General features: G+C 48.7%; 16 protein-coding genes and 1 other RNA gene. 5 read left to right on the top strand and 12 right to left on the bottom strand.

The window, feature by feature from the left end:
• The first annotated feature begins 118 nt into the window (after nucleotides 1-118).
• On the top strand, nucleotides 119-361 hold the full coding sequence (locus EPD17_RS15805) for a hypothetical protein (RefSeq protein WP_132055568.1): 243 nt from the start codon (nucleotides 119-121) through the stop codon (nucleotides 359-361).
• 195 nt (nucleotides 362-556) lie between these two features.
• Here EPD17_RS15805 and EPD17_RS15800 read toward each other — a convergent pair whose 3' ends face one another.
• On the bottom strand, nucleotides 557-1972 hold the full coding sequence (locus EPD17_RS15800; protein WP_132055567.1) for a cryptochrome/photolyase family protein: 1416 nt from the start codon (nucleotides 1970-1972) through the stop codon (nucleotides 557-559).
• A gap of 219 nt (nucleotides 1973-2191) precedes the next feature.
• Between EPD17_RS15800 and EPD17_RS15795 the strand changes: the two genes are divergently transcribed.
• Entirely contained in the window at nucleotides 2192-2776 is a 585-nt protein-coding gene (locus EPD17_RS15795) for a DUF1543 domain-containing protein (protein ID WP_132055566.1), read from the top strand.
• Between the two features lie 39 nt (nucleotides 2777-2815).
• Here EPD17_RS15795 and EPD17_RS15790 read toward each other — a convergent pair whose 3' ends face one another.
• The 5 genes from EPD17_RS15790 to EPD17_RS15770 form a co-directional block, all read right to left on the bottom strand.
• On the bottom strand, nucleotides 2816-4540 hold the full coding sequence (locus tag EPD17_RS15790; RefSeq protein ID WP_132055565.1) for an FAD/NAD(P)-binding protein: 1725 nt from the start codon (nucleotides 4538-4540) through the stop codon (nucleotides 2816-2818).
• A 260-nt stretch (nucleotides 4541-4800) separates the two neighbouring features.
• On the bottom strand, nucleotides 4801-5151 hold the full coding sequence (locus tag EPD17_RS15785; protein ID WP_132055564.1) for a DUF1622 domain-containing protein: 351 nt from the start codon (nucleotides 5149-5151) through the stop codon (nucleotides 4801-4803).
• Nucleotides 5152-5458: 307 nt separating this feature from the next.
• Complete coding sequence (locus tag EPD17_RS15780; RefSeq protein WP_132055563.1) at nucleotides 5459-6217, bottom strand: hypothetical protein; 759 nt, start codon at nucleotides 6215-6217, stop codon at nucleotides 5459-5461.
• A 208-nt stretch (nucleotides 6218-6425) separates the two neighbouring features.
• Nucleotides 6426-7619, bottom strand: a complete 1194-nt coding sequence (locus EPD17_RS15775) for an acyltransferase family protein (RefSeq protein ID WP_132055562.1) — start codon at nucleotides 7617-7619, stop codon at nucleotides 6426-6428.
• A 102-nt stretch (nucleotides 7620-7721) separates the two neighbouring features.
• Nucleotides 7722-8066 carry a hypothetical protein gene (locus tag EPD17_RS15770; protein WP_132055561.1) on the bottom strand — a complete coding sequence of 115 codons (345 nt, stop codon included), beginning with the start codon at nucleotides 8064-8066 and terminating at the stop codon, nucleotides 7722-7724.
• Nucleotides 8067-8229: 163 nt separating this feature from the next.
• Here EPD17_RS15770 and EPD17_RS15765 point away from each other — a divergent pair, with 163 nt between their 5' ends.
• Nucleotides 8230-8673 carry a hypothetical protein gene (locus EPD17_RS15765; RefSeq protein WP_132055560.1) on the top strand — a complete coding sequence of 148 codons (444 nt, stop codon included), beginning with the start codon at nucleotides 8230-8232 and terminating at the stop codon, nucleotides 8671-8673.
• Nucleotides 8674-8745: 72 nt separating this feature from the next.
• Here EPD17_RS15765 and ssrA read toward each other — a convergent pair.
• From ssrA to EPD17_RS15745, 4 genes are all read right to left on the bottom strand, one after another.
• Nucleotides 8746-9117: a transfer-messenger RNA gene (gene ssrA, locus EPD17_RS15760) on the bottom strand.
• 317 nt (nucleotides 9118-9434) lie between these two features.
• Complete coding sequence (gene rseP, locus EPD17_RS15755; protein WP_114236275.1) at nucleotides 9435-10784, bottom strand: RIP metalloprotease RseP; 1350 nt, start codon at nucleotides 10782-10784, stop codon at nucleotides 9435-9437.
• A gap of 207 nt (nucleotides 10785-10991) precedes the next feature.
• Entirely contained in the window at nucleotides 10992-12161 is a 1170-nt protein-coding gene (locus EPD17_RS15750) for a 1-deoxy-D-xylulose-5-phosphate reductoisomerase (RefSeq protein ID WP_114236274.1), read from the bottom strand.
• A 140-nt stretch (nucleotides 12162-12301) separates the two neighbouring features.
• On the bottom strand, nucleotides 12302-13801 hold the full coding sequence (locus EPD17_RS15745) for a GH3 auxin-responsive promoter family protein (protein WP_132055559.1): 1500 nt from the start codon (nucleotides 13799-13801) through the stop codon (nucleotides 12302-12304).
• A 222-nt stretch (nucleotides 13802-14023) separates the two neighbouring features.
• On the opposite strand from EPD17_RS15745, the gene rplU reads away from it, so the two are divergent.
• Together rplU and rpmA are read left to right on the top strand one after the other, a co-directional pair.
• Nucleotides 14024-14326, top strand: coding sequence for a 50S ribosomal protein L21 (gene rplU / locus EPD17_RS15740; RefSeq protein ID WP_132055558.1), 303 nt, complete (start codon nucleotides 14024-14026; stop codon nucleotides 14324-14326).
• Nucleotides 14327-14404: 78 nt separating this feature from the next.
• A complete protein-coding gene (gene rpmA, locus EPD17_RS15735; RefSeq protein ID WP_114236271.1) occupies nucleotides 14405-14671 on the top strand; it encodes a 50S ribosomal protein L27 in 267 nt (88 codons plus the stop codon).
• 71 nt (nucleotides 14672-14742) lie between these two features.
• On the opposite strand, the gene EPD17_RS20115 is transcribed toward rpmA, so the two are convergent.
• On the bottom strand, nucleotides 14743-15021 hold the full coding sequence (locus tag EPD17_RS20115; protein ID WP_175580756.1) for a hypothetical protein: 279 nt from the start codon (nucleotides 15019-15021) through the stop codon (nucleotides 14743-14745).
• Between the two features lie 253 nt (nucleotides 15022-15274).
• Entirely contained in the window at nucleotides 15275-16117 is an 843-nt protein-coding gene (locus EPD17_RS15725; RefSeq protein WP_132055557.1) for an MBL fold metallo-hydrolase, read from the bottom strand.
• Nucleotides 16118-16214: the final 97 nt, after the last annotated feature.

The raw sequence follows: 16214 nt of genomic DNA, 5'->3' as shown, positions 1-16214 counted from the left end.
CACCTGCGCTTAATTTCCTGGAAAATGTTCTCTTTCGCCGCAGTCAATGCACCTTGGAATATCTTTTGCTGTAGCATTTCCCATGAAGCTGGTGCAATTAGTGTTTTCAACCCAAGAAATGTTGATCGCTTTCTTATTTAAAGAGTGTGTGTCACAAACCACATTTTTCAAAAAGGGCCTGACATTACATGGGCGTTTCAACGACGAACAAATATTTTCCGCGGGCTCGGAGTTTTTGGCCACGGTAAAACTGGTGCCGCTCTCTATCCGCAGCTCATTTTTCCAGGAACAACCCGAACGGATGGTGACCTTGTTTCACCAGTTGTTGGAGCCGGTGTCGTTGCCAGAGTATCGTGGGTAAGAGGACTGGGTATTAAATGCGCCGCTTATTTAGTTTTGTAATGAACTAACTATCGATAGACTTTTGTAACAATGAAAGGGCCTGCAAATAACCATATTTGCAGGCCCTTTCATTTGATGCCATTGGTGCTTTGCAAGAAGGGCAAACGATCCACTAATATTTCACCAATTGAAACACGTAATCAATTCAATAAAGTCAACGCTTCGTTTCCCGAAATGCTTTCAATGCCGCATCCTTCGATTCCTGCAAATCAACACAAGGCAGCGGGTAATCTTTACCCGGTGTGAAGCCTGCAGATTCTGCGATCTTTTTGGGCAGCAACCACGGCTCGTGGATATATCGTTTGGGCAGGTCTTTCAGCTCGGGCACATAGGTGGTGATGTATGTTGCATCAGGGTCGTACTTTTTTGATTGCAACACCGGGTTGAATACGCGGAAAAACGGTGCAGCATCAAGGCCGGTACCGGCCACCCATTGCCAGTTCATGGTGTTCACTGCCTGGTCGGCATCCACAAGGCAATCCATAAACCACGCAGCTCCGGTGCGCCAGTCGGTCAATAAGTTTTTAATCAAAAAAGAAGCAGCGATCATCCGCACCCGGTTGTGCATGTAGCCCGTTTGCCAAAGTTGCCTCATGCCGGCGTCCACAATCGGGATGCCGGTCTGGCCCTTTTGCCATTTGCGCAGCAGCCCCTCATTGTATTTCCAGGCCAAATGTTTCAGACGCTCATTATAACTTTCTTCAGCGGTTTCCGGAAAATGGTACAGCAGGTAGCAGGCAAAGTCGCGCCATACAAACTCGCTGGTAAATTTTTGCACACTGTCGCGGTGACCGCTGCCTTTGTGTATGGCTTGCCAAATTGTAGCCGGCGATATTTCGCCGTAGTGCAAATGCGGCGAAAGCCTCGACAGGATATCATGGCTAGGATAGTTGCGTTCGGCCGCATACTGCGGCAACTTTTTAGTTACAAAATTGCGCAGTAGTTTTTGTGCCGCTTCCTCGCCGGGCTCCCAGGATGCTTCAATGCCTTTGTACCATTCGATCTCGGGCATCAACTGCAGCTTTTCCAGGGTTACCGCACCGGGCGTTGTTTCATCGGCATATTGAATGGAACGCGGTGCTGCAGCAGGCGGTGGTGGGGGCTTTTCGGCCAGTGCTGCCCGCAGGTACGGCGCAAATATTTTGTACGGCGTTCCATCTTTTTTCATGATCTGGTTGGGTTCCCACAACATGGTGCCATTGAACCGGTGAACCGCAACTTCCATCTGTTCCAGTGCGGTAGTTACCGCCCCCTCTTTGGCAACAAAATGAGGCTCGTAGCAATTATTCCAGCACACGGCTGTTGCCTTGGCTACTTTTGCCAGTTTGGGCAAAACCACCTCGGCGCGACCTTGAAAGAAATGGAGCTTACCATCGAGTGATTCATCAAGTTTTTTGAGTGCATGATGCAGCCACCATTTGCTGGCGCCACCAATGGTAAATCCGTTTTCTTCCTCCAAAATGTACACGGGCAGTATTGCACCGGCTTTCACCGCTGCAGCCAGCGCCGGATTATCGCGCAGCCTTAAATCCCTGCGAAACCATACGATCGTCATTCGTTGATCCTCCAAAATAGAAACAGGTAGGGGCCGGAATGGTTGAATGCGGATTGATGAATTATGGATCAATCGAAATCAGTAAAATTTCCTCGAGAACAGCATTGAAATCGAAAAACGAGGGCTCATTGAAATGAACTACAAGTGTAAATGCATTGTTGACTTTTATTGATATAAACCATTTACCGCTTTGGCCCGAAATTTATCGCTTCCTTATTTATGGCAAAACTCTTTATGTTACTTGTTGGTACCACGCCACCTGGCAGGCACACCGAACAGCACGATGTGTTTTTTGGCATTGGCGAAACCATCCGCGACCTGGTGCCGCAGGTACTCCAGTTTTGGCCGGAGGCAAAAAGGGGCCTGCACCTTGATGCCTGGCGGGAAGTAACACTGGTCAATGGTTACTCGGTTAGCGTTACGTCCGACCCTGAACATAACAGCAACGTGCAACTGTTTTTTATAAACCTGGGGGGCTATAAAAAAGGTGAGTTCGAAGAATTTCATTATAAAATGATCGTGGCGGCGCCGGATAAAGGCGAAGCCGTAAAGGCCGCCAAGCAAACAGCGTTTTTTCGCCATACCGGTTTCAAAGGCGCCAATGCCCACATCGACGACAAGTACGGTGTGGATGTAGACGATATTTATGCCATCCGCGATATTTTACCGGCATCGGTCAAAGGGCAATACAGCCTGGCCATAGACGCGGCAGCGCCGGATGCTGCAGATGACACCATTCATCTTGGGTATTTCAAACTTGATACAGTGGACAAATGGGCGCCGCAGGAAGTAGCGCCGAAGGAAGTAGACGACAACTAAAAAAGTGGGTCAAACACCATTTAAAATCATCCGGCCTATTTAAGCTACGACTTCTGTTTTTAACAACGCCGCCACGATGCGTTGGGATGCGGCTTCGCAAAAGTCCAGCCCGGAGTAATCGGGGTTGAGCCCGCCGATATAGGGCACAGCCATCATGTAGAGCCGCGGATTGTAAGCGCCGTACTGGTCCAACACCTGGAAATGATCATTGATGGTAATGCCCGGCACCGGCAGGTAATAATTGCCGCTGCTGTCCTCTTCGATTTCCATCGTGCCTTCTTCTTTTAGTTGTTTTGCCTTTTCCACATCGCGAAAGCGCAGCCTAGCCGGCGAAATAGCGCCGGTGTTGCGTAGCGCCGGAAATGGCACCTGGTTATAGGAAAGCTGTGGTTGGCCAATGCAATCCACAAACACGTGATAATACACTTCCTGCTCCGCGCCACTCTCGTTTGTATACCGGTAAATAACGCCGCCTTTTTCCTGCGGAATCACTTCACTATCGCGGTCAACAGCCACCAGGTCCAACACGCCGGCTTCATGTAATGCAATCAGTTCCTGGGCGGAGCTTTGCGGCACAAAAGCAATCACGATTGAGATCAGGGGCATCAGCACTTTTTTCAGGCGCAACATGTCTTCCGCAGAAAGATGTTTGGCCGGGTAATTTATCGTAAACGATAGGATCGACAGCATTTCTTTCCAATGTACCGGTTGCTGCCGGCGGATGCTTTTTTCGGCTTCGGCGTATTCTGCTTTAAACAAGGTGAATGGATCGAGTCGTTCCCGCAAATCCATCATTGCGTCCACAAACTCCTCGATACTCATGTTCCTGATCCGGTCATAAAACTCGGGATCTTTTTCTCTGAACGGCGCTTTAAAATTTCGTTCGAACAGGTAATCCAGCGATACAAAGCCATCGTTGGCTTCCTTGTTTTGCTGCAGTTCTTCTTCCGTGATACCCGCATCACGGGAAAGGCTGGCGTCGTCGAAATGAATACGGATGGCGGGCAGCAAACCATAAAGCGAATGCATCACTATTTTAAATCCGGTGCACTCCGGATTCAGGGTGTACGAAAGCATGCCATCGTCGCGACGATGGTAGGTGCCTGCCTTCCTCGACAGCGTACGTAGTGCATCGAAAGCGGTAAGCGAAGCCCCGCGGATGGCCACCGGGTGGGCCAGCTTTTGCTGCAGTTTGGCAGGCGGATAGGGCGAATCGAAATAGCCAGGGATCTTTCCTTCGTGTTTGATGGGCCAGTTGTGCCCGGTGCTAACGATCACTGCATCATAAATGCGCCGGGTGGCAGCCGTCAGCACGGCCAGTTGTTCCGAACCGGGTATCGGCGCTATATCGGTGACCTTGCATTGCAGAAAAACTTCGGTGACCAATCCCTGTGCTGCTGCCTTTTCTTGCAGCAATTGAAACTGCGCCGACAGGTAGCTGCCAAACAGCAGCCGGGGCACTACTTTATACTCATTGAAATTACCGGCATGAATACCAAACCGCTGCTGCAGGTTTTCGGGTGCTGTTTTGATCCACTCTTCCATCGATGTTACCAGCCCGGGCAACTCGTTGTCCGACACGTTGGTGACGTGTTCATCGTTGGCACCTTCGTGGCTGTAGGGCATGCCGGCACCCAATTGGCTGCCTTTTTCGTAGATATGAATTTCCCAATCGGTGTCATTCGCCGCCACCAAACGTTTGTACAAAAAAAGACCCGCAGGGCCACCGCCAATAATCGCTAATTGCTTCTTTCCCCGTTCCATTGCCCTGTCCGTTTTTGCGTAAATTAAAGCCACGTTTGGTAAATTAACAGCGGGAAAAGGAAAAGGTTCTGACTGGTGTTGATTTACAGTGTGGATTATTTTCGTTGGGGAAATTTAAAGCGTGAATCTACCGGGCGGTTGAAATAATCAACTTACGTTATCAATTGGATTGTTAGCTTGCAATCTCGCTGGAGGAGCAAAGAATACTATTTTTTAGATAGTGGTGTTTTTGACGGAAACCATTTGGCCGGTATTAGCAATCAATCTTTATCTTTCTTCATTTCGGATTCATTGTTTTTGAGTTCTCTTTCCAAGAAATAGTTCAGTGCGGTCCGCAAAACAGCAATTGCGGCCAGCTTGCCGATATCGTCCCAGGTTGGCGCAATAGCCGTTGCCAGGATATCGGCAGCCAGCAGCAATTCCAGTGCAACCGTTAGTGCACTGCCAAAATGTATGCGTATGGTTTGATTGGTAACGCCTTCGTTTGGACGAACAATATGCTTCACGTATTTATACAAAAACTTGATCAGTGCTACCGATATAACCAAAGCAGCCAAGAGCTCAATGATGCTGCTTAAATGCCCGGTAACTATTTCGGCTATTTCCTTCATGATTTTACATTTGATTGTTTGGCTTAGCTGCTTAGCAACAATGAACACTCTATGTGTTGAAAAGTACCGAGGTTGCGGCCTCCACAACAGTGGAAAGAAAGCAAAAATGATGGCAATTTTTCTTTGTGCCTTGTTGTAAGCTTTGCTCAATCAAAAGTGTAGCCTTCGGCCAATCTTCGACAGACTGGAGGTCACTGCCGCTCACAAAATCACGGTTGTTCTAGTTGGCTATCATTTTCCTGTACTCTGCTTTTTTTAGCTTCCCGGCATTGAGCAGGCCGCGATACGATCTATAAACTCCGTTTGTTTAATACCGGTGGATGTATGTCAATATATCCGTCCTGAACTGATCTACGGTTTCATGCCGAACACTTCCAACATAAGCGAGTTGCGACCGCAATTGTTTGTTTTCTTTTAGTTTTTGAAACCGACTGCGCTTGTATTGCACATAGCCGGTGTGGATGAATGCTTCAATACGGGCTATTTGTTCCTGCAAATTATCCTGGCGTGCAATAAACAGGTAGGATGCACGGGCAGCGTTGGTGTTTTCCCATACGATAAGTATGCGGTTGGTGCCCGTTACAAACCGGTAAATATGGCTTCCCTCTACCAGGGTTCCATACTTTTCTTGTATCGTAATCAGCCGGTATACAGGCGACTGATGTTGCGCCAGAACTTTTAGGTAATTCGGCTTTTCCTGTTGGTGCGGTTGTTTTTGTTTTTCGTCCCCGGTCTTGTTTGTTTTTTTAGGCTGGACAATTCTTTTCGAAATGGTCTTCGGCACAGCTGAAAAGCGGGTTATTTCAATGGCTTTTTCTATCAGGTCCACGATCTCGATCCAATTAGGCGAAGCAGCTTTGTCCAATACAGAATCTTTAAAAACCAACTTGAAGGGCCTGCTGTATTTAGCCTCAAAATACTCTTGTTTGATGGCATTGAGCGAACCCATTGCACCCTTAAATGGAACAGGTTTTAAAATGTGCTGGATGCGGCCGGGTTTAATCCGCAGGCAATCGGTGTCAAAAATTATGTCATCCCAAAGCAGGTAAAGGGTTTGCACGGACATGATGTTTTGATATTAAAGCCTCCAAAGCTGTTTTAATTGACTAATGGGATTTGCCAGGTCCTTTACCATTGATGCATTGTACAACGTTAGCATTGCCTTATGCCAAGCTGTTACAAATAATTAGCCTGAAATATTTCTGTGTTATAAAACCACCTTTGTTGGCTGTAATGCGGATCTTACATTGAGAAGTGATCAAACCTGCAAAATATTACGGCTGTAAAACCAATTCTTTTGTGGTAGCAATTTTTTCTTGTTGATACACTTTGCCATTCAAAAACCTCCCGATAAAACTGCTTCTTACAAAATATCGATAGGTGATAAAACTAATTAACCCGGTGACTGATAATGTAATGGCAAACTTCAAAAATAAGGGTATTGCTTGGCCGGCCATCAATCCTGGGATAAAAGCAACCACCGGCAGGTGAATTATATACACCCAATAAGCTGCATCCATGATATAACTCCATCTAGGAGAAAACAAATTAAAATAAGTCAGGAAAAAGGCAATAAAGCCGAAGATCAACAAGGTGCTGTAAATAGCGGCAATTGCTGCTTTGGCATGGAACACCCACGCCTCGGAAGGCCATTTTGCAAAGGTGGAGAGTAAAAACAGCAATACGCCGATGCTTAATTGCAAGATGGGATACCGGTTCAAATTTTTGAGGCTATTTGTAGGATATAGTAGCCATCCTATTTCAAAGAAAAGGAAATAGGTAAAAAATGTTACCGGCTCAATAGTCCAGGCAAGGTTGGTCTTGATAAAAGGTGTACCCATCCAGTACAGACATAGAAAAAATAAAAGTGCCGTAGAAAAAAGGCGTAACCAAAAATTTTGGAGGATGTAGGTAAAAAGCTTGTTCGCAGATGTGGTAAATGCGGTGTTCTTTTTGAATATTATTGCCAATAAGGAGCCTGACACTACATACATCATCAGGAAATATAGAAACCACAGATGCACAAACTTAAATGGAAGAAACTTACCGGAAACAATTACATCTGTAGCAATGCTTAGTGGAGATGCTGTACCCACAAATGCGCTTTTAGCGTATGTAAAAGCAAAAACTGTTAATGGGTAAATGAGCAGCACCCCGGCAAGAAACGGAAGTAGAATGCGCTTGACCCTATTGACCAGCATAGCTTTTGCTCCCTTTTTATAAAACAGGAGCGCCGCAAAATAGCCGGCAGTAACAAAAAATACCGGCATGCGAAAGCTGTGAATAAAGCCAACAATGATGTCGAAGACAAGGCTGTTATCCGGGTCTTTTAGTGTCCAGGTCGTTCCATAATCTCTAGTGCCGTACGTGATGGATGCATGAATTACTAACCCTAATAACATCATCACAGCACGTAGTGCATCTAATGCGTACACTCTTTCGGAACTTGCCTTTAGTTGATTGTCCATTGATTTTGGTTTTGATCTGTTTGGGTTGTGATTGTAGTTTTTAGTAAGGCGTTTTGCTAATCCATTACAGTTCTATTCCATACGGAAAAAAGATGTGCTGCACTAAAGTCCTTTAAATGTAATTTCTGTTACCGTTGCAGTATTGCCCGCCAAAAGTTCGGCAAATGCCAGTAGTACAGTCACGTAGGCTTCACCGGCTTTGTCATCGTGTTTCTGTGTCAGGCTAAGCAGCTTTCGATAGCAATACAAGCCCTTTTTCGGGTCGGGATTATTCAGCATCTCATAAATGAGGTTATTGCGTTCACCTTGGTCCTTCACCGAAGGATACGCCTGCAATAAGGTATTTCTATTCTGGCAATAGGAATTAAAAAAGAAGAGGAGTAACAGAAGAAAGCAGCAAGTTTTAAGTTTATCGATCCGGTTTCGATTCATGGCAGTTAGTTTCATGTGCCATAATATATAGTATTTATATTATGTTTCATATAGAGGGGGATGGAAAATGCGTATATCCGACTAGGGATTTGCATGCTTAGCCAACAGTGGTTACTTATGTACAAGATAATAGGCGTGGGGCTGTTCAGATCTGTCAATCGTAACGCCTGCAGTATTTGTGGCGCCGATCAGGAAGTTGTTGGGAACTGTCCTTGACCGCACCAACAGACTTTCTTTTTTGCGCGCTGGCCAGCCCGCAGACCTCGACACCATCCCGTGTTCGTTAAATGGAAAAACGAACGGCAATGTAAATGGCTATCATAATTGGGCACTGCTGGGTGTGCACATACAAGGCGACGTGGCAACCAGCGAAAAGTTGAAACTGCACTACGACCGCATGACCAGCCGCGAAAACGAGGTGCAGATCCAGAGCTACCGCGGCAGGGCATACAATGTAACGGTCGCCCAAAAAATTGGATTGGGTAAGGATTTTTTGAAGATACCGGTGAATGGCTTACCTGCCGATGCCAGAAAACCAGCCACGTTTAATTCTTTCCCGAAAATCTGGAATTGGAGAAAAATGGAAGTCGAACCGCTCGGATCAATGAAGCGGTTCGGCTGATACTAGCTTCTGGCAAGGGTTCTACAAAAAAGAAAACCGGACAACTCTTCGAAAATCTCGAGTTGTCCGGTCAGGTGGAGGTGACCGGAGTCGAACCGGTGTCCAAACATGATATCCAAACGCTTTCTACATGCTTATTTCCGAATTAATTGTCGGGAAAAAACCGGAGCGGAACAAACCAATTCTTTCCTTAGCTGGATGGGCTTAAGCAACGATCACAGCCTTTCGTTGCAGCAGCCTCTTTTGTTTTTAAGTCGGCGGCGGCGCTTGGTAAGAGACCAACCTGCGCGGCGGCCCTAATGACTACTTAATCACTGATTAGGCAGCCATGGCAAAGTTAGATTCGCCATTTAGAGTTTGAATCTTCAGATTTACGAGCTAATGATACAACGCTCGGCATGCTTACACGTTCAAAGACCTATGCTGTCAAAACCAAACACCCCCGGGTAGAAAAAGTCCGAAGTCCGAACAGGTTTTCAGCGGCGACAAAAATAAGCATTTTAAATGCAAGGAGCAGTTTTAAAATCTTAAAATAGGAGTGGGGTACATAGTGATAGATGGAAGATGGTGTTTGCCTGAAAAATTGGGTGCGGCAATGTAAGTACTTGTCAGCCCGGCAGCGGACAGAAGGTACAATTGTGCGACGCAACAGAAGTTGAACAGCATTATTGCAGTTTGTTCCATAAAAAAATCCATCTCACTGGGAGATGGATTTTTTATTTGCGATAAAATCCAGATTTATTTGTTTGGTGCGAACGCGGTTATCTAACCAGGCGCCAGATGTCGAGGCCGAAGGCGTAGAGCATCAGGCCAAGCAGCAGCACCATGCCTACCATTTGGGCGTATTCCATAAACTTGTCGCTGGGCTTGCGGCCGCTCACCATTTCGGCAATGGTAAACAGCGCATGGCCGCCATCAAGCGCCGGAATGGGCAGGATGTTCATAAAGGCCAGGATGATGGAAAACAGGGCTGTCATGGTCCAGAAACGCTGCCAGTCCCAGGTGCCGCCAAAGGTTTTGCCAATGGAAATGACTGAACCCAGGTTGTCGGAAACTTTATGCTCTTTGGAGGTAAAAAGGAGGCGGATGCCGTTCACATATTCGCCCAGCCGGTCCACACCGTAGTTAACACCAGCAGGAATGGATTCGCCAAACGAATATTCTTTTTTCTCGGTCTGGAAAATGCGGTCCGGCGCAATGTTGAAAAAGCCAATGGAGCCATCTTCTTTCACCTTCACACCCACGGTGGCCGTATCGGCACCACGCAGCAGGCTCATGGTTACGTTCTGCCCTTTGTATTGTTGTTTTACTTCATTGAATTCATCGAAAAAGGCGGTGGGTTTGCCGTTCATCGCCAGGATGCGGTCGCCTTTCATCAGTTCGCCGCTGGTGTACTCGGGAGTGCCACCAATGCTGTCAACCACCACCGGCATGCGGGGCGTAACAAAGCCGCGCAACTGGTTGCGGGTAAGCTGACGCACCGTGCCTTCGGGAAATTGGAGCGTGGTATCGGCGCCGTTGCGGTTTACGGTTAAACTAACCGACTCGCTGTAAGCCAAGTCTTTCATAAACTCGCCGTAATACTGAACGGGCTCGCCGTTAAGGGCTTTGATCTGGTCCCCATCACGCATACCGGCGGCGCTGGCCAGCGAATCGACCGCCACGCCGTATTTAAGACTGCTCATGGGCAGGCGTTCTTCGCCCCACACAAACAGGATGGCGGCAAACAGCACCAGGGCCAGGATAAAGTTGACGGTAACGCCACCCAGCATGATGATGAGGCGTTGCCAGGCCGGCTTGCTGCGAAACTCCCAGGGCTCCGGCGGACGGTTGAGCTGGTCCTTGTCCATGCTTTCGTCGATCATTCCGGATATTTTTACATATCCGCCCAGGGGCACCCAGCCCAGGCCATATTCGGTTTCGCCTACTTTCTTTTTCCACAGCGAAAACCAGGGGTTAAAAAATAGGTAGAACTTTTCCACGCGGCAGCCAAACCATTTGGCCGGCAGAAAATGCCCCAGCTCATGCAATACCACCAGGATGGAAAAGGCAAGGATAAATTGGCCAACGTTGGCAAAAAAAGCCGACCAGTTAACAGCTAATAAAATCATACTTAAGTTTGCCCTGGCCCAAAGCGCGGGCCGGAAGCGCTGATTGTAATGGTTGAATAAAGAACAGAACGCCGAAGTGAGTGACACAACCAAAGATGGGCGGGGGCACTAAAGCCGGCTTTAAAAAAATACTTACTCCGCAAGATAAGGGATGCAGCGAAATGAACCGGCCGCCAATGGACGGGCGGCAGCGGCTTTAACCACGTTTTAAAGCTTGATCATGTCGGCGGCATAGCTGCGGGCCTCGCCGTCGCTTTCAAAATACTCGTGGAGGGTGGGCTGCTGCACAAAATGCACCTTGTCCATGGTCTTTTCAATCACGTCGGTCATTTCCAGAAACCCTATTTTATTGCGCAAAAACGCATAGACCGCAATTTCATTGGCGGCATTCATTACGCAGGGCAGGTTGCCGCCGCGGTTGAGCGCTTCCATGGCCAGGGCTAGGTTGCGGAACGTGCGGATATCGGGCTCCTCGAACGTAAGGGTGCGTACCCGCCGGAAGTCGAGGCGGGGAAAATCGTTGGGAATGCGGCGCGGAAAACCCATGGCGTATTGGATGGGCAGCTTCATATCGGGGAGGCCCATTTGCGCTTTGATGCTGCCATCCTGGAACTGCACCATGGAGTGGATGATGCTTTGTGGGTGAATAACCACCTCGATTTGCGAAGGCTCGAGGTTGAACAGCCACTTGGCTTCGATCATCTCGAGGCCTTTGTTCATTAGCGTGGCTGAGTCGATGGTGATCTTGGCGCCCATCGTCCAGTTGGGGTGCTGCAGGGCATGGTCGCGGCGCACATTCAGCAGGTAATTGGGTTTTTTACCTAAAAATGGCCCGCCCGATGCGGTAAGGATCACTTTCTCCACCGGGTTGCGGGTTTCGCCCACCAGGCATTGGAAAATGGCCGAATGCTCTGAATCGACGGGGATGACGGGCACCCGCTTTTCGTAGGCGGTGCGCATCACAATGTCGCCGGCAACTACTAAGGTTTCTTTATTGGCGAGGGCAATAGGCTTGCCAGCGTTGAGCGCATTGAGGGTAGGGCGGAGGCCGGCATAACCCACAATCGCTGCCAGCATCAGGTCGTACACATCCATGGAGGCTACTTCCTCAAGGGCCTGCTCGCCGGCAAACACCTTGCAGTCGGAACTGGCCAAGGCATCCCGAACCTGGGCGTACTTGCTGTCGTCGCCGATCACTACAATATTGGGCTGGTACTTCAGGGCCTGTTCAATGAGTAGCTCGGCGTTGCTGTTGGCAGTGAGCACTTCAACGCTAAACTTGTCGCGGTTGGCGTCAATAACGTCGAGGGCCTGCGTGCCGATGGAGCCGGTAGAGCCGAAAATGGCGATTCTTTTAATCTGTCCGCTTTGATTCATGCTGGGGGTAAGTGTAGCAAAGTAAAGGAGATATTGCTTGACAGTTGATAGTTGACAGTTGGTAGTTGATAGTAAATACAGGATAGGCCGTTTTTCGAGCCGCTACCAACCACCGACTTTCAGCTATCAACTGCTTACTGTCAACTCGGCTCGGTCCAAGGTTTTAGCGCATCTGCAATCTTTCGGTCGTTGCTCAGGCGGGGTACTTTGTTTTGTCCACCCAGCTTGCCCACCGATTTCATATAATCAATGAAACCGTTTTTGCGCACCACCGAAATTTTCAGCGGCAGCAGGATGTTGCCCCGGATGAGGTCGTCGTAATAAATATTCTTCTGGCGCAGGTTATCGTCTATTTTTTGGGCCAATCCGGCCAAGTCGGCGGGATCGCTGCCAAATTCAATGAGCCACTCGTGGTAGCTTTTGCCCCGGCCGCCATCTACCACCGGCGCCACCGTAAACTCCGTAATGGGCACGCCGTGTTCCTGCGCCGCTTTCAGCAGGCTCGCTTCTACTTCTTCGCCAATTACGTGCTCGCCAAAGGCGGAGATATAGTGCTTGATGCGGCCCGACACCACCACGCGGTAGGGATCGGTGGACACAAATTTGACCGTATCACCAATATTATAACCCCAAAGGCCGGCATTGCTGTTGATGATCAGCGCATAGTTTTCACCCACTTTTACATCGCGCAGGGTAAGCCGCGTGGGGGCCTCGTTGAAAACTTCTGCGGCGGGCACAAACTCAAAGAAAATACCGCTGGCCGTGTTCAGCAGCAGTCCTTCGCCATCTTGCGTATCCTGGAAAGCAAAAAAGCCTTCCGATGCCGGGAATGTTTCAATGGCATCTACCTTGCGCCCAATGGTTTCAAACAAACGGGCGGCATAAGGTTGAAAGTTGACGCCACCATGCACCATCACCGAAAACTGAGGGAAGAGGTCGGCTATTTTTTTGCCAGATTTTTCTACCAGCCGGTCAAAATACATCTGCATCCAGGGCGGAATGCCCGAGATCAGGGTCATATTCTGGTCGATGGTTTCTCCCACAATGCGGTCGAGCTTGGTTTCCCAGTCTTCCACGCAATTGGTTTCGTAGCTGGGCAGCTGGTTGGTGCGCAGGTATTTGGGAATATGGTGGTTTACGATGCCGCTGAGCCTGCCCGTGGGAATATCGGCAATGCGCTCCAGCACCGGCGAGCCCGACAGAAAAATCATTTTGCCATCCGAAAAAGCCGTGTTGCCTGTTTCAGCCATATAACACAGCAGCGCATTGCGTGCCGAGTTGATGTGGTTGGGGATTGACTCCTTAGTAATGGGTATATATTTTACGCCGCTGGTGGTGCCTGAGGTTTTGGCAAAATAAATGGGTTTGCCCTTCCAGAGGATATTGTGCTTACCGCTTTTAATTTTTTCAATATAAGGTTTGAGGCCCTCGTAGTCGCGGATGGGCACAGCCTGCCTGAAATCGGCGTGGGAAGCCACTTGGGCAAACTTGTGGTCGCGGCCAAATTCGGTATCGGCAGCAGCTGCAACCAGCTTTTTAAACAAGGCCTCCTGGTCGGGAACGGCGGTTTGCGCCCCTTTTTTTACCTGGCTATGCACAAAATAGGCAAGTGGTTTGGCCAGCAATGATTTAACCTTCATTTCGTTCTTAAGTTGGCTGCAAGGTAGGAAGGGATTTATGATTTACGATTTTGGATTGCGGATTTTGGATTTTAGCTTCAACACGGTAAATAATACCTTCTAAAAAGCGGCAGTGTGTTGTTAAATCCGGAATCCGAAATCCGAAATCCGAAATTCTCTCCTGCTTTCCTTGGTCAGTAATTTATTTCTCACTACTTTTGCCGTCCTAATTTTTGAACCGTTATGTTCGCAATAGTAAAAATAGCCGGCCAGCAGTTTAAGGTGCAAAAAGACCAGACTTTGTACGTGCCCCACGTAGGTGGCAACGCTGGCGATAAAGTAGAATTCGGTGAAGTGCTCCTGGCTGACGCCTATGGCAACCTGTCGGTTGGCAGCGCAGTTAGCGTAAAAGTACAGGCCGAAATCCTGAACCATGTGCAGGGTGACAAGGTGATTGCTTACAAGCAAAAGCGCCGCAAGGGTTTCCGTAAGAAAAAAGGACACCGCATCCAGTACACCAAGATCCGCATTGCGGACATCGCTTAAGTAAATCCGAAAACAGGATATCGAAATCCGAAACGGATTCGGATTTCGGATTTAAAACATTCAAAATTCTAAATCACCATGGCACATAAGAAAGGTGAAGGTAGTGTAAAGAACGGCCGCGACTCGCAAAGCAAGCGCTTGGGCGTTAAAATCTATGGCGGTCAACCAGCCATTGCCGGTAACATCATTGTACGTCAGCGTGGCACCAGCTACCACCCCGGCAGCAACGTAGGTGTAGGTAAAGACTGGACCCTGTTCGCACTGACCTCCGGTACTGTTGAATTCCGCAAAGGCAAGCACGACCGTACTTTTGTTTCGGTTACGCCTGTTGCTGTTTCTGCCTAACTGGCATGATGGTTGTAAAAAACTTTGGAAGCTGGGCATTTGCGCTTAATTTTGCCTAGATCCGTTTTTTACTAACCATTAAATTCAACAAACATGGCAACTTCAAAAAAGGCCGCGGCTAAGTCTGCGTCGCCTAAAAAAGCCGTAGCAAAAAAGGCTGCTCCAAAAGCAGTTGCAAAAAAAACCACCGCTAAAAAGGCTGCTGTCAAAAAAGCAGCGCCCAAAAAAGCGGTAGCTACAGCGAAAAAAGCAGGCCCTAAGGCTGCTGCCAAAAAAAGCACAGCAAAAAAAGCGGCCGTTAAAGCAACTGCTAAGAAAGCCGCTCCAAAAGCTGCAGCTAAAAAGACCACCGCAAAAAAGGCGACTGCTAAAAAAGCAACCGCTAAGCGTGCTGGCGCTAAAAAGTAATAGCAAAGTATTTGTTGATAAAGTCCCGGTTTCCGCCGGGACTTTTTTTTATGCCCAAGCTATTGCTGCGCAGTGAAATACGGTAAAAGCGAACATGCTCGTTCAACCCATAGGTCGCAAACTGTAAATGCAAACCAAGATTGAATCGTACTCCGGCCGGATAAGTAGGTTAAGAAAGTACTTGTGCAATGCCCATCAATCGAACAGCGCCAGCTGTTGTTGCTGTTGCACTTCGGGCATGCTGCCGCGGAAAAGCGGCGCTGCAGCTCCTTCGGCCCTGATCTCAAACAGGGGAGAAGCAGCAAACCGGGAAGCAACCACTACCTGTGCATTGCCGGCATGGGGGGCAAAAAGGTCGGCTACAAGTTGCGGGTGATTGTTGTTGTTCGACAGGTGTGCCAGTAGCAGATGGGTCAGGTGTTGCGGCCGGTGTTGTATAAAAATAGCCAGCGCCTGCTTGTTCGACAGGTGCCCGTCGCCGCCGCGGATGCGTTTTTTGAGGTGATACGGATAATTGCCCCGCTCCAGCATTTCCTCGTCGTAATTACTTTCCAGAAACGCCGCATGGCACTGTGAGAAATGGCGCACCAGCTGGTCGCAAGGGCGGCCCAGGTCGGTAAACACCCCTACCGTTACGCCATTGCCCTGCACGATAAAACTGTGCGGGTCGGCAGCATCATGAAATTTGGGAAAAGGCGTAATGCTCAAGCCGCCAACGGTTACCGGCTGGTGGGCTGTAAAGGTGCACACGAGTTCGGCATCTACCCAAAAGCCGCCGTTGCGGCGCATGGCCTTGGTGCTGTATACGGGCAGGCGCCATTTGTTGGCTAGCCGCGAAATGCCGCGGACATGATCGGTATGTTCATGCGAAACAAAAATAGCCTTGACACCGCTCAGCGGCAAGTCCAGGTCTTTCATGCGCTTTTCTACCTCGCGGCACGAAATGCCCACGTCTACCAGCACGGCTTCTGTGCCGTTGCCCACATAATAACAATTACCGTTGGAGCCCGAGTTGAGCGAAGCAATAAATAGCGACATGCAGGCTGCAAAAATAGGCCTTAGGCCAGATAAAAATTGCTCGTTTCGACTAACTAAGATGGCTTAACAACATCTTGTGGATGCTTCCAGCTTTAAC

Source organism: Pseudocnuella soli, assembly GCF_004347775.1.
GTDB lineage: Bacteria > Bacteroidota > Bacteroidia > Chitinophagales > Chitinophagaceae > Flavisolibacter > Flavisolibacter aquaticus.
The sequence above is the reverse complement of the archived record's forward strand: the minus strand, read 5'-3'. Positions and strand labels throughout refer to the sequence as shown.